Source organism: Mycobacterium sp. (assembly GCF_049278535.1).
GTDB lineage: Bacteria > Actinomycetota > Actinomycetes > Mycobacteriales > Mycobacteriaceae > Mycobacterium.
Map to the genome: position 1 here is coordinate 1 of NZ_JBAPMI010000287.1, position 18236 is coordinate 18236.

General features: G+C 64.5%; 19 protein-coding genes and 1 pseudogene. 13 read left to right on the forward strand and 7 right to left on the reverse strand.

Going from position 1 to position 18236, the window contains the following annotated elements; translation table 11 throughout:
* On the reverse strand, positions 1 to 891 hold an 891-nt coding region (locus WAO18_RS19205; protein ID WP_422207821.1), incomplete at its 3' end, for an acyl-CoA dehydrogenase family protein.
* Positions 892 to 904: 13 nt separating this feature from the next.
* The gene (locus WAO18_RS19210; protein WP_422207822.1) at positions 905 to 2089 is read right to left on the reverse strand and encodes an acyl-CoA dehydrogenase family protein; all 1185 of its coding nucleotides are present in this window, start codon (positions 2087 to 2089) and stop codon (positions 905 to 907) included.
* A 102-nt stretch (positions 2090 to 2191) separates the two neighbouring features.
* Between WAO18_RS19210 and WAO18_RS19215 the strand changes: the two genes are divergently transcribed.
* Positions 2192 to 2545 carry a hypothetical protein gene (locus tag WAO18_RS19215; protein WP_422207823.1) on the forward strand — a complete coding sequence of 118 codons (354 nt, stop codon included), beginning with the start codon at positions 2192 to 2194 and terminating at the stop codon, positions 2543 to 2545.
* 20 nt (positions 2546 to 2565) lie between these two features.
* Here the strand turns inward: WAO18_RS19215 and WAO18_RS19220 are convergent, their stop codons facing one another.
* Complete coding sequence (locus tag WAO18_RS19220; RefSeq protein WP_422207824.1) at positions 2566 to 2985, reverse strand: hypothetical protein; 420 nt, start codon at positions 2983 to 2985, stop codon at positions 2566 to 2568.
* Positions 2986 to 3163: 178 nt separating this feature from the next.
* Between WAO18_RS19220 and WAO18_RS19225 the strand changes: the two genes are divergently transcribed.
* On the forward strand, positions 3164 to 3613 hold the full coding sequence (locus WAO18_RS19225; RefSeq protein ID WP_422207825.1) for a MaoC family dehydratase: 450 nt from the start codon (positions 3164 to 3166) through the stop codon (positions 3611 to 3613).
* Between the two features lie 172 nt (positions 3614 to 3785).
* Here WAO18_RS19225 and WAO18_RS19230 read toward each other — a convergent pair whose 3' ends face one another.
* On the reverse strand, positions 3786 to 4694 hold the full coding sequence (locus tag WAO18_RS19230) for an NmrA family NAD(P)-binding protein (protein ID WP_422207826.1): 909 nt from the start codon (positions 4692 to 4694) through the stop codon (positions 3786 to 3788).
* 413 nt (positions 4695 to 5107) lie between these two features.
* Between WAO18_RS19230 and WAO18_RS19235 the strand changes: the two genes are divergently transcribed.
* The 7 genes from WAO18_RS19235 to WAO18_RS19265 all read left to right on the forward strand — a co-directional run bounded on the left by WAO18_RS19235 (position 5108) and on the right by WAO18_RS19265 (position 11188).
* Positions 5108 to 5608 (forward strand): winged helix-turn-helix transcriptional regulator, encoded by a 501-nt coding sequence (locus WAO18_RS19235; protein WP_422207827.1) that lies wholly within the window; start codon positions 5108 to 5110, stop codon positions 5606 to 5608.
* Positions 5609 to 5785: 177 nt separating this feature from the next.
* Positions 5786 to 6169: a DUF3054 domain-containing protein gene (locus WAO18_RS19240; protein ID WP_422207828.1), complete on the forward strand. Its 384-nt coding sequence runs from the start codon at positions 5786 to 5788 to the stop codon at positions 6167 to 6169.
* Positions 6157 to 7077, forward strand: coding sequence for an SAM-dependent methyltransferase (locus tag WAO18_RS19245; protein WP_422207829.1), 921 nt, complete (start codon positions 6157 to 6159; stop codon positions 7075 to 7077). Before WAO18_RS19240 ends, WAO18_RS19245 begins: the two co-directional genes overlap by 13 nt.
* Before the next feature lie 43 nt (positions 7078 to 7120).
* Entirely contained in the window at positions 7121 to 7627 is a 507-nt protein-coding gene (locus tag WAO18_RS19250) for a GNAT family N-acetyltransferase (protein ID WP_422207830.1), read from the forward strand.
* Positions 7624 to 8727, forward strand: a complete 1104-nt coding sequence (locus tag WAO18_RS19255) for an LLM class flavin-dependent oxidoreductase (protein WP_422207831.1) — start codon at positions 7624 to 7626, stop codon at positions 8725 to 8727. Before WAO18_RS19250 ends, WAO18_RS19255 begins: the two co-directional genes overlap by 4 nt.
* Entirely contained in the window at positions 8724 to 9845 is a 1122-nt protein-coding gene (locus tag WAO18_RS19260; RefSeq protein ID WP_422207832.1) for an LLM class flavin-dependent oxidoreductase, read from the forward strand. The genes WAO18_RS19255 and WAO18_RS19260 overlap by 4 nt, the downstream gene beginning before the upstream one ends.
* Positions 9842 to 11188 (forward strand): NtaA/DmoA family FMN-dependent monooxygenase, encoded by a 1347-nt coding sequence (locus tag WAO18_RS19265; protein WP_422207833.1) that lies wholly within the window; start codon positions 9842 to 9844, stop codon positions 11186 to 11188. Before WAO18_RS19260 ends, WAO18_RS19265 begins: the two co-directional genes overlap by 4 nt.
* Here WAO18_RS19265 and WAO18_RS19270 read toward each other — a convergent pair.
* Together WAO18_RS19270 and WAO18_RS19275 are read right to left on the reverse strand one after the other, a co-directional pair.
* Positions 11185 to 11577 carry a heme-binding protein gene (locus WAO18_RS19270; RefSeq protein ID WP_422207834.1) on the reverse strand — a complete coding sequence of 131 codons (393 nt, stop codon included), beginning with the start codon at positions 11575 to 11577 and terminating at the stop codon, positions 11185 to 11187. The two genes, WAO18_RS19265 and WAO18_RS19270, sit on opposite strands and share 4 nt — an antisense overlap.
* A 248-nt stretch (positions 11578 to 11825) precedes the next feature.
* Complete coding sequence (locus WAO18_RS19275) at positions 11826 to 12566, reverse strand: MBL fold metallo-hydrolase (RefSeq protein ID WP_422207835.1); 741 nt, start codon at positions 12564 to 12566, stop codon at positions 11826 to 11828.
* A gap of 90 nt (positions 12567 to 12656) precedes the next feature.
* Between WAO18_RS19275 and fgd the strand changes: the two genes are divergently transcribed.
* From fgd to WAO18_RS19295, 4 genes are all read left to right on the forward strand, one after another.
* On the forward strand, positions 12657 to 13667 hold the full coding sequence (gene fgd, locus WAO18_RS19280) for a glucose-6-phosphate dehydrogenase (coenzyme-F420) (protein WP_422207836.1): 1011 nt from the start codon (positions 12657 to 12659) through the stop codon (positions 13665 to 13667).
* A gap of 41 nt (positions 13668 to 13708) precedes the next feature.
* Complete coding sequence (pta, locus tag WAO18_RS19285) at positions 13709 to 15760, forward strand: phosphate acetyltransferase (protein WP_422207839.1); 2052 nt, start codon at positions 13709 to 13711, stop codon at positions 15758 to 15760.
* The gene (locus WAO18_RS19290) at positions 15757 to 16896 is read left to right on the forward strand and encodes an acetate kinase (RefSeq protein ID WP_422207837.1); all 1140 of its coding nucleotides are present in this window, start codon (positions 15757 to 15759) and stop codon (positions 16894 to 16896) included. Before pta ends, WAO18_RS19290 begins: the two co-directional genes overlap by 4 nt.
* A 296-nt stretch (positions 16897 to 17192) precedes the next feature.
* A complete protein-coding gene (locus WAO18_RS19295) occupies positions 17193 to 17858 on the forward strand; it encodes a hypothetical protein (protein ID WP_422207838.1) in 666 nt (221 codons plus the stop codon).
* A 73-nt stretch (positions 17859 to 17931) separates the two neighbouring features.
* Here the strand turns inward: WAO18_RS19295 and WAO18_RS19300 are convergent.
* Positions 17932 to 18236: pseudogene (locus WAO18_RS19300) on the reverse strand (glycosyl transferase); the annotation flags it as partial.

Here is an 18236-nt window from a genome sequence, read left to right on the forward strand (position 1 = left end):
GACATCGATTTCGGTGGACAACTCGGCGAGCACGAACTGGGTGTTCTGTAGGCCGGAAATGGGGGAGCCGAAAGCGTTTCGCTGCTTGACATAGCTGAGGGTTTCGGCCAGCACGCCCTCCGCGGCGGCCACCGCGCCGACAGCCAGCGACAACCGTTCCTGGGGCAGGTTGTTCATCAGTTGATAGAAGCCCCGGCCTTCTTCGCCGAGCAGGTTTTCGACGGGAACCCGCATGTCGGCGAAGCTGAGTTCGCTGGTGTCCTGGGCGTGCAGTCCGATTTTCTCGAGGTTGCGGCCGCGGCTGAAGCCCGGCGTATCTGGTTCCACCACCAGCAACGACAACCCCTTGTGCCGGTCAGGCGAGGTGCGCGCGGCGACGACGAACAGATCTCCGGTCTGTCCGTTGGAGATAAAGGTCTTTGCGCCGTTGACCACATAGTGGTCGCCGTCTCGCACCGCGGTGGTGCGGATCCCGGCCAGGTCGCTACCGGCACCCGGTTCGGTCATCGCAATGCCGATCACCGTCTCGCCAGTGACCACACCTGGCAACCAGCGTTGTTTCTGTTCGGACGTCGTCAGATCGGTGAGGTAGGGCAGCACGATGTCGTTCTGCAGCGACAACGCGATCGCCTCGGCCGCCGCTCCGGCTCGCTGCAGTTCGTCGACGACGATCGCGTTGTAGCGAAAGTCGTCAACACCTGCCCCGCCGAATTCCTCGGGAACTGAAAATGCCAGCAGCCCAAGCTTGCCGGCATCTGTGAAAAGCGAACGATCCAGGCAGCTGGCTTTCTCCCACTGCTCGTGACTCGGGACGACAGTCTGCTGCACAAAGTCGTGGACCAGTTCCCGGAATTGCCGATGCTCGGAGGCGTATTCCAGCCGTGCGCTCATTGCGATGCTCCTGTCAGCGGAAGGCGTCGATGCCGGTGAAGGCCTGGCCCAGGATCAGCTGATGCATTTCCGGAGTGCCCTCGTAGGTGAGCACTGATTCCAGGTTGACCATGTGCCGGATAACCGGATATTCCAGCGATATCCCGTTGCCGCCCAGGATGGTTCGCGCCGTTCGGCAGATCTCGATCGCTTCACGGGTGTTATTGAGCTTGCCGAAGCTGACCTGCTCGGGCCGCAGACCCGTGCTGTCCTTGAGCCGTCCCAGCTGCAGCGCGAGCAGCAGACCTTTGTGCAATTCGACGGCCATGTCGACGAGTTTGGCTTGGGTCAACTGGAATCCGGCGATCGGGCGGCCGAATTGTGTGCGTTGGCCGGCGTAGTCCAGTGCGGCCTGCCACGCGGAGCGTGCGGCGCCCATCGAGCCCCAGATGATGCCGTAGCGCGCCTCCGACAAACAGGACAGCGGGCCTTTGAGCCCCTTCACTTCTGGCAGCAGGGCGTCATCGGGCAGGCGTACGTCGTCGAGCACCAGCTCGCTGGTGATCGATGCCCGCAGCGAAAGCTTGTGGTGGATGGTGTTGGCGGAAAATCCGCGCGTCTTGGTGGGCACGACGAAGCCGCGCACGCCGTCGTCGGTGACTGCCCAGACGATCGCCACGTCGGCGACCGATCCGTTGGTGATCCACATCTTGCGGCCGTTGAGGATCCAGTCCGAGCCGTCGCGTCGCGCTCGGGTAGTCATCGATGCCGGGTCGGATCCGGCATCGGGTTCGGTCAGCCCGAAGCAGCCGAGCAGTTCGCCCGCGGCCATGCCCGGCAACCACTGTTGCTTCTGTTCTTCGGAGCCGAATCGCCAGATCGCGAACATGGCCAGCGACCCCTGCACCGACACCATCGACCGGATGCCGGAGTCGGCGGCCTCCAGCTCGGTACACGCCAGCCCGTAGTGCACGGCCGACGCCCCGCCACAGCCGTATCCCTCCAGGTGCATCCCGAGCAGCCCGAGCTGGCCGAAATGCTTGGCCAGCTCGCGGACCGGCAGATCGCCAATCTCGAACCATTCCGCGATGTGCGGGAGGACATGCTCCGCACAGAACTGACGGACCGTGTCACGCACCGCGACCTCGTCGTCGGACAGCGAGGTGTCCAGGCCGAGCGGGTCTTGCGGATTGAAGTCGGGAAGTGCGCCAGTGCTCATAACCTCATCCTGCCATCGCGGACAAACGGAGTCGTCCGCGTTGGCGTCGGCACTTTTCGGGCTTAGGGTGCCCTGGGGGGTATCAGCATGGAGAGTAGAAAGATGCCCCCACTGCTTCGCTTGCCGGCCGCGCTCGTCGCACTCGTTGCGCTGGCCCCGCCGGCCGTCGCCGATCCGGTTGATCCGATCCCTGGCAACGGTGTCTTTGTCGTCGGACCCGATATTGCACCGGGCCTGTACCACACCGGCGGGTCTGGATCGACCTTCGGAGTATGGATAAACAACGTGCCGACTCAGGATTCGATGTGCTCGTGGTTCACCTACAGCACACCCGATGCGGCCAAGGACCATGTCCTTCAGACGAATACTTCCGTCGGTCCGATGTATGCGAATATCAACACCGGAGTCAAAGCCTTCGAGTCGCGTAACTGTCAGAACTGGACGCGGGTTCCGTAAAACGTTCAGCTACAGAAGAATTAGTCGCAGTTGACGCATACGCCGGTCAGTGACAACTGCATGCCGCATGAGCAAAAGCTTCCCTCGCGCCGAACGTCTCCGGAACGTTTTCCACCGTGGCGTACGTGATTTTCCGGGTGCTCGACGTACCAGGTTCCCTTTCGCGAACTGGGTCCGCGCCCAGCGCCGCCGTCGGCGATGCCGGCGATTTCGTGTTCGGTGACGAAGCCGGTCGTGTAGCCGTGGTAGATGTGCAGATCGGGCAGACCGTCGTGCCTCTTCGCCACGATGTACGGCTTGTCAGGTGTGACGACCGCGCGGTACTCGGCGATACCGATAGCGGCGGTGATTCGACTGATGAATTGGTGATTTTCTGTCGGGATGTGAGCCTTTGCCATCGCCGCTAGCAGCGACTCGGGCGGTTGGTCTGTAGTGGTCACGTTATTCAATGATAACCGGGCGGGCCGATAACGTCGGTGGCCCGCGCCGCCGCAGGGCAACTCTTCAGCAGCCTTTAGTCGCCAAGCCGGCAGTGATTCACACCGCGAACACCTCACGAGCCGAATTCGCTAACTATATGGTCGTGTAGTCAGGCACGGTTTGGGCGGGAGGGTCACGATGGCTACCGAGCTTTGGCTGGACGACATCCACGTCGGGCACCGCTTTCGCACCGATGTCTACGAGCTCACCGCCGACGACATCGTCGAATTTGCAACCAAGTGGGACCCACAACCGTTTCACCTGAGCGACGAGACTGCGCAAGACACTTTTTTCAACGGGCTTGCGGCCAGTGGCTGGCACACCGCGGCCATCACCATGCGGTTGTTGGTCACTTCGGGTATGCCGTTGGCCAACGGCATCATCGGCGCCGGCGGCGAGGTCGCCTGGCCCACCGCGACCCGGCCGGGCGATCAGCTCCATGTGGAGGGCGAGGTTGTCGATGTGCGCGTCTCGAAGCCGGACACCACTCGCGGATTCGTGACCATCGCTTTCGACACCATGAACCAGGATGGTGAGATGCGGCAGAGCAGCAAGGTGCGGCTATTGGCGTTCGCAAAACCGTTGTAAAGCTATTTGTCCATACGACTTTTCAGTCGCTCACTCAAGAATATCCGCATGATCAGGTGGACGTGACGATCGGCATCACGCCGAGAAGCCGAGGGAGGAGTGAAGTCCGTTGTGATGCCGAGTTATTCGCTTCGATCGCTCCGACGGGCGTGGCGACCGCCTGATCGACCTGTCAGCCGGTGAACGCAGCCAGGTTGTCGGTGATGAATTCCTGCACCGTGGTGGGCTTCTTGCCGCCGATTCGTTCGACGAGGTCGTTGTTGCCGGCGAAGATCCCGTTCTGATAGTCGACCGCGACGTTGCTCAGGTGCTGCGCCAAGAAGTCCGGGAAGCCTTGCGCCTTGATGCCTTCGATCCAGTTCGGGATCTCCGCCGGCTCGTAGCGCACGGGCCGTCCCAACGCCTCCGAAATGGCCTCGGCAATCTGATAGTGATTCATCTCCACGGCGCCGAACAACGGATAGACCTGGCCGGCGTGCTCCTCGGGGTTCTCTAGGATCGCCGCGATGACACGTCCCTGGTCTTCCGCGGTGATCGGGGCGTGGCGCCCGTTGCCGAAGGGGAGCCGCAGCACGCCCTCGTCACGGATGCCCTTGGCGCCGAAGATCGTGAACCATTCCGCGAAATACGTTGGGCGCAAATGAGTCGCGGCTACCGGAGACCAATCCAGGATCCGCTCGCCAAGCCAGTGAATTCGTGCCGCGTCACTCGCAGCCCCGCGGCGAGCCGAGATTTGCGACATGTTGACGATCGCGGTGATCCCGGATTCCTCGGCAGCTTGAGCGAACGTGGCGGTCGCCTCGAGCAGGCCCGGGCTGATCGGGTAGACGAAGTAGGCCGCACGGGCACCGGCAGCGGCCTCACGGACAACGTCGATGTCTTGCAGATCTCCAACGACGACCTCGGCGCCGCTGTCACGCAGTTTTGCGGCACGGTCGTCGAATCGATGCACGAGCGCGCGCACGCGGTGGCCGCGCTCGAGCAGTAGGTTCGTTGCGTAACCGCCGGTTTTGCCGGCCGCTCCAGTGACAAGCAACGCAGATGCATTGGTGTGCTTTGTTGCGGTGGACTCAGTGGTCATCGGTCGTCCCCATCTTCTCGGTCATTCGCGAGGTCTTCGCCATGTACGCCACTGTCACAGCTGGCTATAGTAAAGTCAAGCCAAAATAAAGTGGCCCTGAGAGTGGGCGACGCCGGGAATAATCCGCTGTTCACATGGCAAAAGACGATCATCGTGGGGGCGCCCCGCCCGCCTAGGCTCAGTGCGCCGGTGTGATACACGGCGCGTGCATTTCCGGGAAAAGCACTGTGGCACAACGTGTGCACCGTTCTACTCCGGATATTTGACTTGACAAGGATAAAGTCAGATGCGATCGTTGTGCCTGTCGAGCAGGTGGTGACCCCCACGCGAGCACTCGAGGAGTTTCTTGCGTGAGTCCCGAGTGGCGAGCAGTCTGGCTATATAAAAGTATTGTCAGCAGGTAGGGTGGGGCGATGACCGCAGCAACTGGCGCGATGACCTTGACGGGTCGTCTGGCCGACGGTGACAGAACCGGTTACCGGGATGTCTGCCCCATCGAACGAGCATTGGACACCATCGGAACACGTTCAGCCTTGGTGTTGCTTCGTGAGGCATTCTGGGGCACAACCCGTTTCGAAGACTTCGCGCAACGCGCCGGCTTCACCGAGCAAATCGCGGCGACCCGTCTCAAACAACTCGTCGATGCCGGGGTTCTTGCCAAGCAGCCCTACAAGGCACCCGGTCAGCGAACTCGTTACGAGTATGTGCTCACCGGCCGTGGCCGCCAGCTGTTTCCCGTGCTGGTCAGCCTGGTCGAGTTCGGAATGCTCCTACAGGGCGACGCCAGGCGACTCGATCTGGTGCACGCGGAAGGCTGCGGTGCGCCATTGGTGACGCACGTGCAGTGCGCTGAGGGGCATAACGTGCAAGTCGCGCAATCAGAGGCACGCCTGCGGCCCAAGCAAAAGCGCTGAGTTCGACCCGCTAATCCGGGCCAACTACGACGCGACGGCGCTGCTGCTCGCCAAAGAACTCGACGCCCCGCCGGCGCCGTGGACGGGAACGCGGCCCTGGCCTCCACTCCGATCGTCCCGCGTCGGCCGCCGGCCATGATGCCGCCCCAAGACCGACCAGAGCGGTAGCCTCACCGCATGGAGCGTCCGCGGCGCGGTCCGGTGTGGTTGGGCATCGATGTGGTCTGTGTGCTGGTGTTTTGCGCCGTGGGGCGGCGCAGCCACGACGAGGGGCTCAACGTCGCAGGCATCGCCTCCACGGCGTGGCCGTTCCTGAGCGGGACCGTCCTCGGATGGTTGGTCTCGCAGGGCTGGCGCCGGCCGACGGCCCTGTACCCCACCGGGGTCGTGGTGTGGCTGTGCACGGTCGTCGTCGGGATGCTGCTGCGTAAGGTCACCTCGGCCGGCGTTGCCGGCAGCTTCATCGTGGTGGCTTCGTCGGTGACCGCTCTACTGCTGTTGGGCTGGCGAGCGTTAGCCCAGCCCGGGGCGCGCGCAAGGCTCTCGAAATGGCAGGCGTGAGCGTGGCGCGAATAGACAACGACACCTGGGGTCCGGACGCCAGCGTCGGAACCACCGCCACCTTGGTGGCGACCGCGAGGGCGCTGGCACACCGGGCGGGGTTGATCAACGACCCGTTCGCCCAGCCGTTGGTCAGCGCCGTCGGGAGGGACTTTTTCACCAAGGTGGCCAGCGGCGAGTTGGCTCTCAGCGATATCGGTGACAACAACGGATTAGCTTTGCTGACAGATCTTTTGGCGGTCCGTACCCGATTCTTCGACAACGTCCTCACCGACTCTTGCCGGGCCGGGATTCGGCAAGCGGTGATACTGGCGTCGGGGCTGGACGCTCGGGCGTATCGGCTGTGGTGGCCGGCCGGCACCACCGTGTACGAAATCGACCAACCCCAGGTGATCGACTTCAAAACCCAGACGCTGCGAGGCCTCGACGCTGTTCCGGCTGCAAACCGGCGCGCGGTGGGCATCGACCTTCGGCAGGACTGGCCGGGGGCGTTGCGGCGGATCGGCTTCGACGCCACCGAACCCACCGTGTGGGTTGCGGAGGGATTGTTCATCGGGTTTCTGCAGCCGGCCGCCCAAGACCGGTTGCTTGACAACCTCACCGCGTTGAGTGCACCCGGGAGCCGGGCCGCGGCCGACTATTTTCCTGAGCGCCAGCAGCCGCTGATGAGTCAGGAACACGCTCTGGCGGATCGCTGGCAACAGTTCGGATACAAAGGTGACATGGCCGAGTTCACCTACCCAGAGGAATACCGCGACGTCGCCGAATCTCTGGCCGCCCTCGGCTGGCGAACCGTCGTGACGGGGCTGGAGAAGTTATTCACCACTACCGGGCTACCGGGTTTGCGTCGCCAGGATCTAAAGGGCGTGGCGGTGGCGGGCCGCTATGTTCGCGCGGTTTTGGCGTAGCGCGCCGGAATGCGACCCACAACGAGACGTTAGAAATGTAGTGATGCTTCGCCCCAGCCAACCAACGACCTCAGACCAGCTGCGTTTCCTGACGGTCGGTCCGAACGATGCCAGGGCTCAGCCGCTGCTGGACGCGCTGGCCGTCGAGTATGCGCAGCGCTACGAGAGCACCCCGCCGACCGTGATGGCGTGGTTGACATCGGTTCCCGTCGCGGAGTTCGCGCCGCCCGACGGTGGCTTCGTCATCGGTGAAGTTCACGGCGTGACGGTCTCCGGCGGCGCGTTCCAGCGATTCGACACTGAGACGGCGGAGCTCAAACGGATCTGGACGGATAGCGCGCACCGCCGCTGCGGCTATGCCACGGCACTGCTGGTCGAGTTGGAGAACACGATCGCCTCCCGCGGCTACGGTCGGGTGTACCTGACGACGGGCCACCGTCAGCCCGAAGCCGAGGCGCTGTATGAATCAGCCGGCTACACAAGGCTTTCAGAGCCGCTGCCATCGCGTGGGCGGGTATTCCCGATCGCATTTGTAAAGGATCTGCGGTGACCGATCTGCTGCACGTGGGCGTTGCGCTCGACGGCTACGGCTGGCACCGACAGGCGTGGCGCACCACGCTCGCCGCCCAGCCGCGCGCGGAATCCGTTTTCAGCGGCCGGTATTGGGCCGCGTTGGCAGCTACCGCGGAGCGTGGCCTGTTGGATTTCCTCACCATCGACGACACGCTGACGCCGCAGCCCGGTCGCAGCGAATCGATCAGCCCGCGGCGGCTGGCCGGTCGCGCTGACGCCGTGCTGGTTGCCGCACGCATCGCGCCGGTTACCAGGCACATCGGGCTGATTCCGGTGGCCACCGTCACCCACACCGAGCCGTTCCACGTCTCGAAAGCCATCGCGACTTTGGACCATGTCTCACACGGGCGGGCGGGCTGGCAGCCGCGGGTGAGCTCGACGGCCCACGAGGCGGCGCTGTTCGGGCGGCGCGAGGCGTCCCGCGACGGCGACGCATTGTTCGACGAGGCCACCGAGGCCGTCGAGGTAGTGCGCCGATTGTGGGACAGCTGGGAGGACGACGCGATCATCCGTGACGCGGCGACCGCGCGCTATATCGACCGCGGCAAGCTGCACTACATTGACTTTCGCGGGAAGTGCTTTTCGGTGAAAGGCCCGTCGATCACCCCGCGATCGCCGCAGGGCCAGCCGGTGATTGCGGCGCTGGCTCACGGGCCGCGTATCTACGAATTCGCGGCAGCCAGCGCCGACCTGGTCTTCATCACGCCCACCGACGATGCGTCGCTCGCCGCGATCCTCGACGAGGTCAAGTCGGCCGGCGGAGACCATTTGAAGGTTTACGCCGACGTGGTGGTGACCTTCGGCGGCGACGCCGAATTCGGTTCTGACGCTTTGATCTTCGAAGGCAGCCCAGGAGATCTGCGCGACTTGCTGCTGGGCTGGCAACAACAGGGCATCGACGGTGCCCGGCTGCGGCCGGCCGTCAACGCCACCGACCTTCCGGTGATCGTCGACGAGGTGGTGCCATTGCTACAGCGGGCCAAGCGGTTTCGGACGTCGTATCGCGACGGCGAGCCGTTGCGTCAACGACTGGGCCTACCCACCGCGCCCAACCGGTACGCGGAGGTGCGCGGGTGAGCGGGGTGCCGCTGTCGATCCTGGACCTGTCGCCGATCAGCGCCGGCAGCGATGCCGCGACGGCGCTGCGCAATACGATCGACCTGGCCCAGCGCGCGGAGCGATGGGGATATCGACGGTTCTGGATCGCCGAACACCATTTCGTCGGCGTCGCCAGCTCGGCGCCCGCCGTGTTGATCGGACAGATCGCAGCTGCTACCAACACAATTCACGTCGGATCGGCTGCAGTGCAGCTCAGCCACACCACGGCCGCGGCAGTCGTCGAGAGCTTCGGCATGCTCGACGCGTTCTATCCGGGCCGCATTGACCTTGGACTAGGCCGGGGGCAACGCCACGACACCGGGTTCAAGCCGAAGCACCCGTCGGCCAAGAACCGCCCGCCTCGGCAGTGGCGCGAAGTCGATGGCGTGGTGATCCCGCTGCCGTTCGACCTGCGCGGGCTGCTCGATTCCGAGCGGGTGATGGCGACAATGGAGATCCTGCAGCAGCCGGAGGCTGTCGCGCCGGACTTCGCCGATCAACTCGGCGACATCCTCGCGCTACTCGACGGTACGTACGAGGCCGGAGGTTTCGACGTCCACGCGGTTCCCGGGGAGCGATCCGGTCTGGCGCCGTGGATCTTTGGCAGCACCCGGGGGCAGAGCGCCCGGCTGGCCGGCGCGCACGGTCTGCCGTTCGTGGCGAGCTATCACATCACCCCGGCGACCGCGCTGGAAGCCATCGAGGCCTATCGAGACACCTTCGTCCCGTCGGCAACGCTTCCAGAGCCCTACGTCGTGGTGTCCGCCGACGTCGTGGTTGCCGACGATGCCCCCACCGCAAGGCAATTAGCGGCCGGCTACGGGCAGTGGGTGTACTCCATCCGCACTGGGGTGGGCGCGGTTCCCTACCCGGCCCCGGGCGACTGCCGGCCGCTGACCGAAGAACAGCTTCCGGTGGTCAAGGACCGGTTGGAGACGCAATTCGTCGGCGATGCAGACGAGGTCGCTGAGCGGCTTTCCGCACTGCAACGACTGAGCGCTGCGGACGAAGTTGTCATCACATCGGTGACCCATGACCACCAAGCCCGTCTCCGCTCACACCAGCTGCTCGCCGAACGCTGGAGCATCGTGAAATGAGCACACGGGAAGGCAAGCACCGCAAGCCTATTCACCTGGCCGCACATTTCCCGGGCGTCAACAGCACCACCGTGTGGACCGACCCGGAATCGGGCAGTCAGATCGCGTTCGAATCGTTCGCCCACATGGCCCGCACGGCCGAACGCGGCCTCTTCGACTTCTTCTTTCTCGCTGAGGGGCTGCGACTGCGTGAGCATCGTGGCCAGATCTACGACCTTGACGTGGTCGGCCGGCCGGACACGTTCACCGTGCTGGCGGCGCTGGCCGCCGTCACCGACCGGCTGGGGCTGACCGGAACGATCAACACCACCTTCAACGAGCCTTTCGAAGTGGCACGGCAATTCGCCACACTCGACCATTTATCCGACGGGCGCGCGGGCTGGAACATCGTCACCTCGTCGGACCCATTCACCGGCGAGAATTTCCGCCGCGGTGGCTTCCTCGACCATGCCCACCGCTACCAGCGGGCCGAGGAATTCCTCAGTGTGGCACGCGAATTCTGGGACAGCTGGGCATCGGACGCCGTGCTGGCCGACGTGGATGCGGGAACATATCTCGATCCCCACCGGGTGGCGGTGGTCGAACATCATGGGGCCCAGTTCGACGTTCGCGGAGTTGCCACGCTGCCCGCCGGTCCCCAGGGACACCCGATTTTGTTGCAGGCCGGGGACTCCCACGACGGCCGCAACTTCGGCGCCCACTACGCCGACGCGCTGTTCACCCTGCACGGATCATTGGAAGACGGCCAGCGCTATTACGCGGACGTGAAAGGCCGTGCGGTCTCCTATGGCCGGAACCCTGATGACCTCAAGGTGTTTCCGGCAGCAACATTCGTGCTCGGTGACACCGCTCAGGAGGCACAAGAGAAAGCGCACTACATCCGGCACCAACAGGTCAGCGGCCCGACGGCGATTGCGATGCTCGAGCAGATTTGGGGCCGTGACCTATCCGCCTACGATCCCGACGGCCCACTGCCCGAGGATGATCCGACCGGCGACACCAGCATCACTCAGGGACGCGTCCGGCATGGTGATCCGATCGAGGTCGCCCGCCGTTACCGCGGACGCGCTGAGACCGAGCACCTTTCAATTCGCGAATTGATCATCGCGGTCACCAGCCGCGAGCAATTCGTCGGCACGGCCGAGCACGTCGCCGCGGAGATCGACCGCTATATCCAAGCCGACGCCTGCGACGGGTTCATCCTCGTGCCGCACCTGACGCCGCATGGTCTGGACGAGTTCGTCGACTACGTGGTGCCGCTGCTGCAGGAACGTTCAGGGTTTCGTACCGAATACAGCGGCACCACGCTGCGCGAGCATCTCGGGCTGACGGCAGAGCGCTAGCCGGCCATGAATTCGTTGTAGGCCGACTCCAGATCTGGCGACAGCACCGTGGTGTTGCACTGGCGTTGCGTGTCACCGATCGGCGCGAGAATGCCCCGCAACTCAACGTACTCCTGCGGATGCGCGGTGAAGTAGTTCCGCAGATCCGTCGCCGCCTGGCCACGCGGCTCGTTCCTCGCAGCTGTCACCACCGCGTTGGCGCCCGGGTGATTGCCCAGGTACTGAGTAGCCGAACCGGTCACCGAACTGACCGTGCCGCTCACTCCGGCGGCACTGCAGTCGGGCGCGGCCCACGCCGTCGGCGCTGCCATCGAGGTGATTGCCACACCGGCGAGCAGTCCGAAACCGGCGGCGTACCGGCGCGCGGTCTTACCATTGAACTTCGTCATTGTTGGATTCCTTGAGGTCGCACTGTGATGACAGGTTGCCGACACCCAAAGCCCAACATACGCGCGGATGGCCGGAAGCAACGTGCGCGGAATCCCTCGCTGACAGAGCATTTCGAGCTTTGCTGTGAATTGAGTGACAGTTGCGGCCGCTCTCAGTAAGTAACCGCCAAGAGCCGGGCCGGGCTTCTTAAAATACGTGCGCGTCTCTTAATGAATTGTGATGTTGGCCGTGACCAAATTGTGACTGGCTACTGCGCGATGGCAGTCGCTTGTTTGGTGGCCTCGAGGATCGGGCCCCGCCATAAGTCCCCATGGCCGGGCAGCAGAATCTCGGTGTCCAGCAGCGCCAGCGCCGCCAGGCTGCGGATGCAGCCGTCCTGATCATGGCTGAACATTTCGGGCAGCAGTTGCGGTCCGCTGTGCGACAGCAACGGATGCCCGGTCACCAATGCATCGCCGCTGACCAGCACCCCATCGACCACAAATGAGCAGTGGCCGCCGGTGTGGCCGGGTGTCGGGATGGCCATTGGCTGGCCGGGCAATTCAGCGGCCACCTCGGCGGTCAGCGGCTGCGCGGTGGGGATGCCCTCGCGGCTGAGCCCGCCGTCGCGCACGAGGTGGGCGGTCCACAGCGCCCACCGGGGACGCCAGAGGCGCATCGCGACATCGATCGGCGACGCCTGCTCCAGATACTCCCGCTTGGCGTGGCCGACCTCGTCGGCGTGACAGTAAACCGCGGTGCCGTGGGTTTTGGCGAACCAGATCGCCGAACCGAGATGGTCGATGTGAGCGTGCGTCAGCAGGATGGCCCGCACGTCTTCGGCCTGGTACCCGAGTTGCCGCAGCGAGGCCAGCACGTCGTCGCGGTCACCGGGATATCCGGCGTCGATCAGCATGACCCCGCTGTCGTCGGCGACCAGCGCCCAGTTCACCGCCCCGCCCTGGACGAGGTGGACGGTCTCGGTGATGGCGTTCAGCACCGGTGCCATGTCCCAGAGTCTAGGCACCGGGCGATCGCAAGCGCGGCGAAGCCGGGCGCAGCGGGTCGCCCGCAAACAACGTGGAGTAGAAACGACAGCGTGGCTGAACTCAAACTTGGATATAAGGCGTCGGCGGAGCAGTTCGCGCCGCGGGAACTCGTCGAGCTGGCGGTCGCCGCCGAAGCGCACGGCATGGACAGCGCAACGGTCAGCGACCACTTCCAGCCGTGGCGTCACGAGGGCGGACACGCGCCGTTCTCGCTGGCTTGGATGACGGCGGTCGGCGAGCGGACCAAGCGGCTGCAGCTGGGCACATCGGTGCTGACGCCGACGTTCCGCTACAACCCGGCCGTCATCGCGCAGGCGTTCGCAACCATGGGCTGCCTCTACCCGGATCGCATCTTCCTCGGTGTGGGCACCGGGGAGTCGCTCAACGAGATCGCCACCGGATACGAGGGCGAATGGCCGGAGTTCAAGGAGCGCTACGCGCGGTTGCGCGAATCGGTGCGACTGATGCGTGAGCTATGGCTGGGCGACCGGGTCGACTTCGAAGGCGAGTATTACCACACCAAGGGCGCCTCGATTTACGACGTGCCCGACGGCGGCATCCCGATCTACATCGCCGCCGGCGGCCCACAGGTGGCCAAGTACGCCGGTCGCGCGGGTGACGGGTTCATCTGCACCTCGGGCAAAGGCGAGGAGCTGTACAAGGACAAGCTCATCCCCGCTATGAAGGAGGGCGCCGAGGCAGCGGGCAAGAATCCCGACGACATCGACCGGATGATCGAGATCAAGATCTCCTACGACAACGATCCCGAACTAGCGCTGGAGAACACTCGATTCTGGGCGCCGTTGTCACTGACCGCCGAACAGAAGACCAGCATTCACGACCCGCTCGAGATGGAGAAGGCCGCCGACGAGCTGCCGATCGAACAGGTCGCGAAGCGCTGGATCGTCGCGTCGGACCCCGACGAAGCGGTCGCGAAAGTCAAGGACTACGTCGACTGGGGCCTGAACCACTTGGTGTTCCACGCGCCGGGTCACGACCAGCGCCGGTTCCTTGAGCTTTTCCAGAAGGACCTCGAGCCCCGGCTGCGACGGCTGGGCTGACCCGCAGCGTGGCCGCTTCCAGTTCAGCGTCGCCGGCCGGCATTTACATTGCGGCGCCGGAAGGCGACACCGGCAAGTCGACGATCGCGCTGGGCTTCCTGCACCGCCTGGCCGCCACGGTGGCCAGCGTCGGGGTGTTTCGGCCGATCGCGCGAGCAGACGACGACCGCGACTACATCCTGGATCTGCTGCTGGCCCAGACCACCGCCGGCCAGCCTTACGAGAGCTGCGTCGGCGTGACGTATCAGCAACTGCACGCTGATCGCGACGCCGCGCTCGACGACATCGTCGAGCGGTATCACGCAATGGCCGCGCAGTGCGACGCGGTGGTCATCGTCGGTAGCGACTACACCGATGTGGCCAGCCCGGCGGAGCTGAGCGTGAACGCGCGCATCGCGGTCAACCTCGGCGCGCCGGTTGTGCTTGCGGTACGAGCCAAAGACCGCAGCGCTGAGCAAGTCGCGCACGCCGTCGAGGTGTATCTGGCCGAGCTGAGTGCACAACGCGCGCATACCGCTGCTGTGGTAGCAAACCGTTGCGAGCCGACACAATTGACTGTGATCACCGAAGCATTGCGCGCGCTGGCACCGAAAACCTATGCCGTGCCTGACGAGCCGCTGCTGGCGGCGCCGACGGTGGCCGATCTGCAGGCCGCGGTGAACGGCACGCTGGTCAGCGGTGACTCCGCGCTGATGAGCCGTGAAGTGATGGGTGTGGTTGTCGCCGGCATGACAGCGGACCATGTGCTGGAACGGTTGAGGGAGGCCGCGGCGGTGGTGACACCCGGCGACCGCTCGGACGTGGTGCTCGCCGTCGCCAGCGCCCATGCCGCCGAAGGGTTTCCGTCGCTGTCGTGCATCATCCTCAATGGCGGGTTTGAGTTACACCAATCGATCGGCGCACTGGTGGCCGGGCTGCGGCTGAGGCTGCCGATCATCGCCACCAGCCTGGGCACCTTCGAGACAGCCGGCGCGGTCGGGTCGGCCCGGGGTCGCATCACCGCCACGTCGCAGCGCAAGATCGACACCGCACTGCAGCTGATCGAGGGCCACATCGATCTCTCGGACTTGTTGACGCAGCTATCGATCCCGATCCCCAGGGTGACCACGCCGCAGATGTTCACCTACCAGTTGCGTGAACGGGCTCGCTCGGATCGCAAGCGCATCGTGCTGCCCGAGGGTGACGATGACCGGATCCTCAAGTCGGCCGGCCGTTTGCTGCAACGTGGCATCGCCGATCTGACCATCCTCGGCGATGAGAGCCAAATTCGGGCTCGCGCAGCCGAACTCGGTGTCAACCTGGACGGCGCTGCCGTGTTCGACCCGCGCACCAGCGATCTGTGTGACCAGTTCGCCGAGCAGTACGCCCAGCTGCGCGCCAAGAAGGGTGTCACCGTCGAGCAGGCCCGCGAGATCATTCACGACGTGTCCTATTTCGGCACCATGCTGGTCTACAACGGCTTGGTCGACGGCATGGTGTCCGGCGCCGCTCACACCACCGCCCACACTGTCCGCCCGGCGTTCGAGATCATCGGCACTGCGCCAGGCATTTCGACAGTGTCCAGCGTCTTCTTGATGTGCCTGCCGGATCAGGTTCTGGCGTATGGCGATTGTGCGATCGTTCCCGACCCGACGGTCACGCAGCTCGCCGACATCGCGATCAGCTCCGCGCATACCGCCACCCAGTTCGGCATCGAGCCACGAGTGGCGATGCTGTCCTACTCCACCGGCGAGTCCGGAACGGGTGCCGACGTCGACAAGGTCAGAGAGGCAACGGAATTGGTTCGCAGCCGGGCGCCGCAGGTGTTGGTCGAAGGCCCGATCCAATACGACGCCGCGGTTGAGCCCTCCGTTGCTGCAACGAAGATGCGCGACTCACCGGTCGCAGGTAAGGCGACCGTGCTGATCTTTCCTGACCTGAACGCCGGTAACAACGCCTACAAGGCCGTTCAGCGCAGCGCGGGGGCGATCGCGATCGGTCCGGTGCTGCAGGGCCTGAACAAACCGGTGAACGACTTGTCCCGCGGCGCCCTCGTCGAAGACATCGTCAACACCGTCGCGATCACGGCGATCCAGGCCCAGGGTGTTCAATGAGTAAGCGGGTGTTGGTGCTGAACTCCGGCTCGTCGTCGCTGAAATATCAACTGATCGAACCTGATTCGGGCCAGTCACTGGCGGATGGCACTGTCGAGCAGATCGGTGAGCCGGAGTCGCCCGTCGTCGACCACGCCGCGGCGCTTCGGGTGGCGTTCGAGAAGTTGTCCGATGACGGCATCGATCTGACGACCCCTGGCGTGGCCGCGGTCGGCCATCGTGTCGTGCACGGTGGGTCGATCTTCTACCGGCCCACCGTCATCGACGATGCGGTCGTCGCCGAGCTCAAGGGCCTGTCGATGCTGGCTCCGTTGCACAATCCGCCCGCCCTGCAGGGCATTGAGGTCGCCCGCAGGATGCTGCCGGATGTGCCCCACGTCGCCGTGTTCGACACCGCCTTCTTCCACAATCTGCCCGCTGCCGCGGCGACCTACGCAATCGACCGAGAGCTCGCGGAGAAGTGGCACATCCGGCGGTACGGATTCCACGGGACCTCGCATCGCTATGTCAGCGAACAGGCGGCGGATTTCTTGAGCCGACCGTGGAGGGACCTGAATCAGATTGTGCTGCACCTGGGTAACGGTGCTTCGGCATCGGCGATCGCGGGTGGTCGTCCGGTTGACACCTCGATGGGATTGACGCCGTTGGAGGGCCTGGTGATGGGCACCCGCAGCGGTGACGTAGACGCCAGCATCGTGAGCTACCTGTATCGCGAGGCCGAGATGAGCGTCGACGACATCGAGTCGATGCTCAACCATCGCTCTGGGGTTCTGGGCCTGGCTGGGGAGCGAGATTTCCGATGCCTGCGCGAGATGATCGAATCAGGCGACAGCTCAGCACAATTGGCCTACGACGTATTCATCCATCGACTGCGCAAGTACATCGGTGCGTACCTGGCCATCCTGGGCCGTACGGATGTCGTGAGCTTTACCGCCGGCGTCGGAGAAAACGCCGCTGCGGTGCGCCTGGACGCGCTGAGGGGGCTGGCCGGGTTGGGCATCGAGATCGACGAACAACGAAACTCTCAGCCCGGCAAGGGTGCTCGGCGGATCTCGACGGACAGCTCGCCGGTCGCGGTTCTGGTGGTCCCGACTAACGAAGAGCTGGCCATCGCGCGGGATTGCGTGGCCGTGTAAGCGATTTCGTATAATCGGCGCACCATCCAGTCCGGCGCGATCCAGCGCGGCGGCAAGACCGGCAGGGGCGCACCTTATCTCGAGGGGGCGCTCGGCGAGGGCGGGTGGCTTCGCCGAGTCCGGTCACTCTGGATATTTTCCCGTCCGATGATTCGGCACTGCTGCCCGAAAAGTCGGCGCGACTGCCCAAAAAACACAGTAATGTGATAACGAGCCATCGTCGGCACTCAGTTCCGCCGCTGGACCCTGTTGCTTAGCTAAGCTAGCCAAAGCGGCGGACAATTGAAAGGATCTCGATGCAACTACCTTTCCAGCCCGCCCGGCTGACCGGATTCGCGATCCTCGCGGTTGCGGCCGCAACCGCACTGTCCGTAGGCGCGTGCACGTCGCACCATGCGAAGTCCCCAGAGACGTCGTCACCGGCGTCCGCCAACGACGAAGCCCAGGTTGGCGGCCAGATCGCGTCGGCCGCCGGCGACGTGGTCCAGCTCACCCAGGAGAATGGGAAGGCCACCGTCCACGTTAGCCCCTCGGCCAAGATCATCGAGTTCTCCGTGTCTCATCTGAGCGATATCGCTCCCGGCAGCTGCGTGAACGTGACTGCCACCCCCGCCCCGAACCCCGGTGGCGCTGTCACGGCCACAAACGTGCAATGGGGCCCACCGGGGCCTGACAGCGAATGCGCAGACACGAAGAATGCCCAACCTCCCAATGTGCTCGGCACCCTTGCTTCCGTGGCAGGTAACACTATCAACGTGAACGTGACAGACGGCCTCGGCAATCCCTCCGAAAGCCACGTGACGGTCGCCGACACCACGCAATACGTAAAGCGCGCCCCGGTAACTTCGCAGGCCATCCAGCCAGGCAAGTGCCTCACCACCGTGGCAATCAAGGATGGTGAGGCGACCGTTATCGGCTTGGGCCCCGTCAACGATGGCAAATGCCCGCAACCTGCCCACTGAGCGGCATCCGCACTAACCACCGATCGACGAGCACGCCCTCAGCAAGCCGAGGGCGTACTGCGCGATGTTGTCGCTAGGAGTCCAGACTCGAGATGCAGAGCACTTCGTCGAGGCTGGCGGTGCGGAGCCCGGCCCCGGCGGCCGGTCGCCGACGTTGGGTGGGCGAATCGGGGTCGCTGTTCTGCACACCGATGGCCCGATCTAGGCGTGCGGTGTCGAACATGGCTGGGCCGGTGGCCATCGCGTCGGTTAGGAGGTAGCGGCCGGTGTCGGGTGTCCGGCGGATTGTCTGCTCGGCGGCGCTGGTGCCGGTGAGTTTGGCTGCGTCGGTGTAGTTGATGCCGACCTGAAAGACCTGTGGTTCGGCGTCGAGGACCG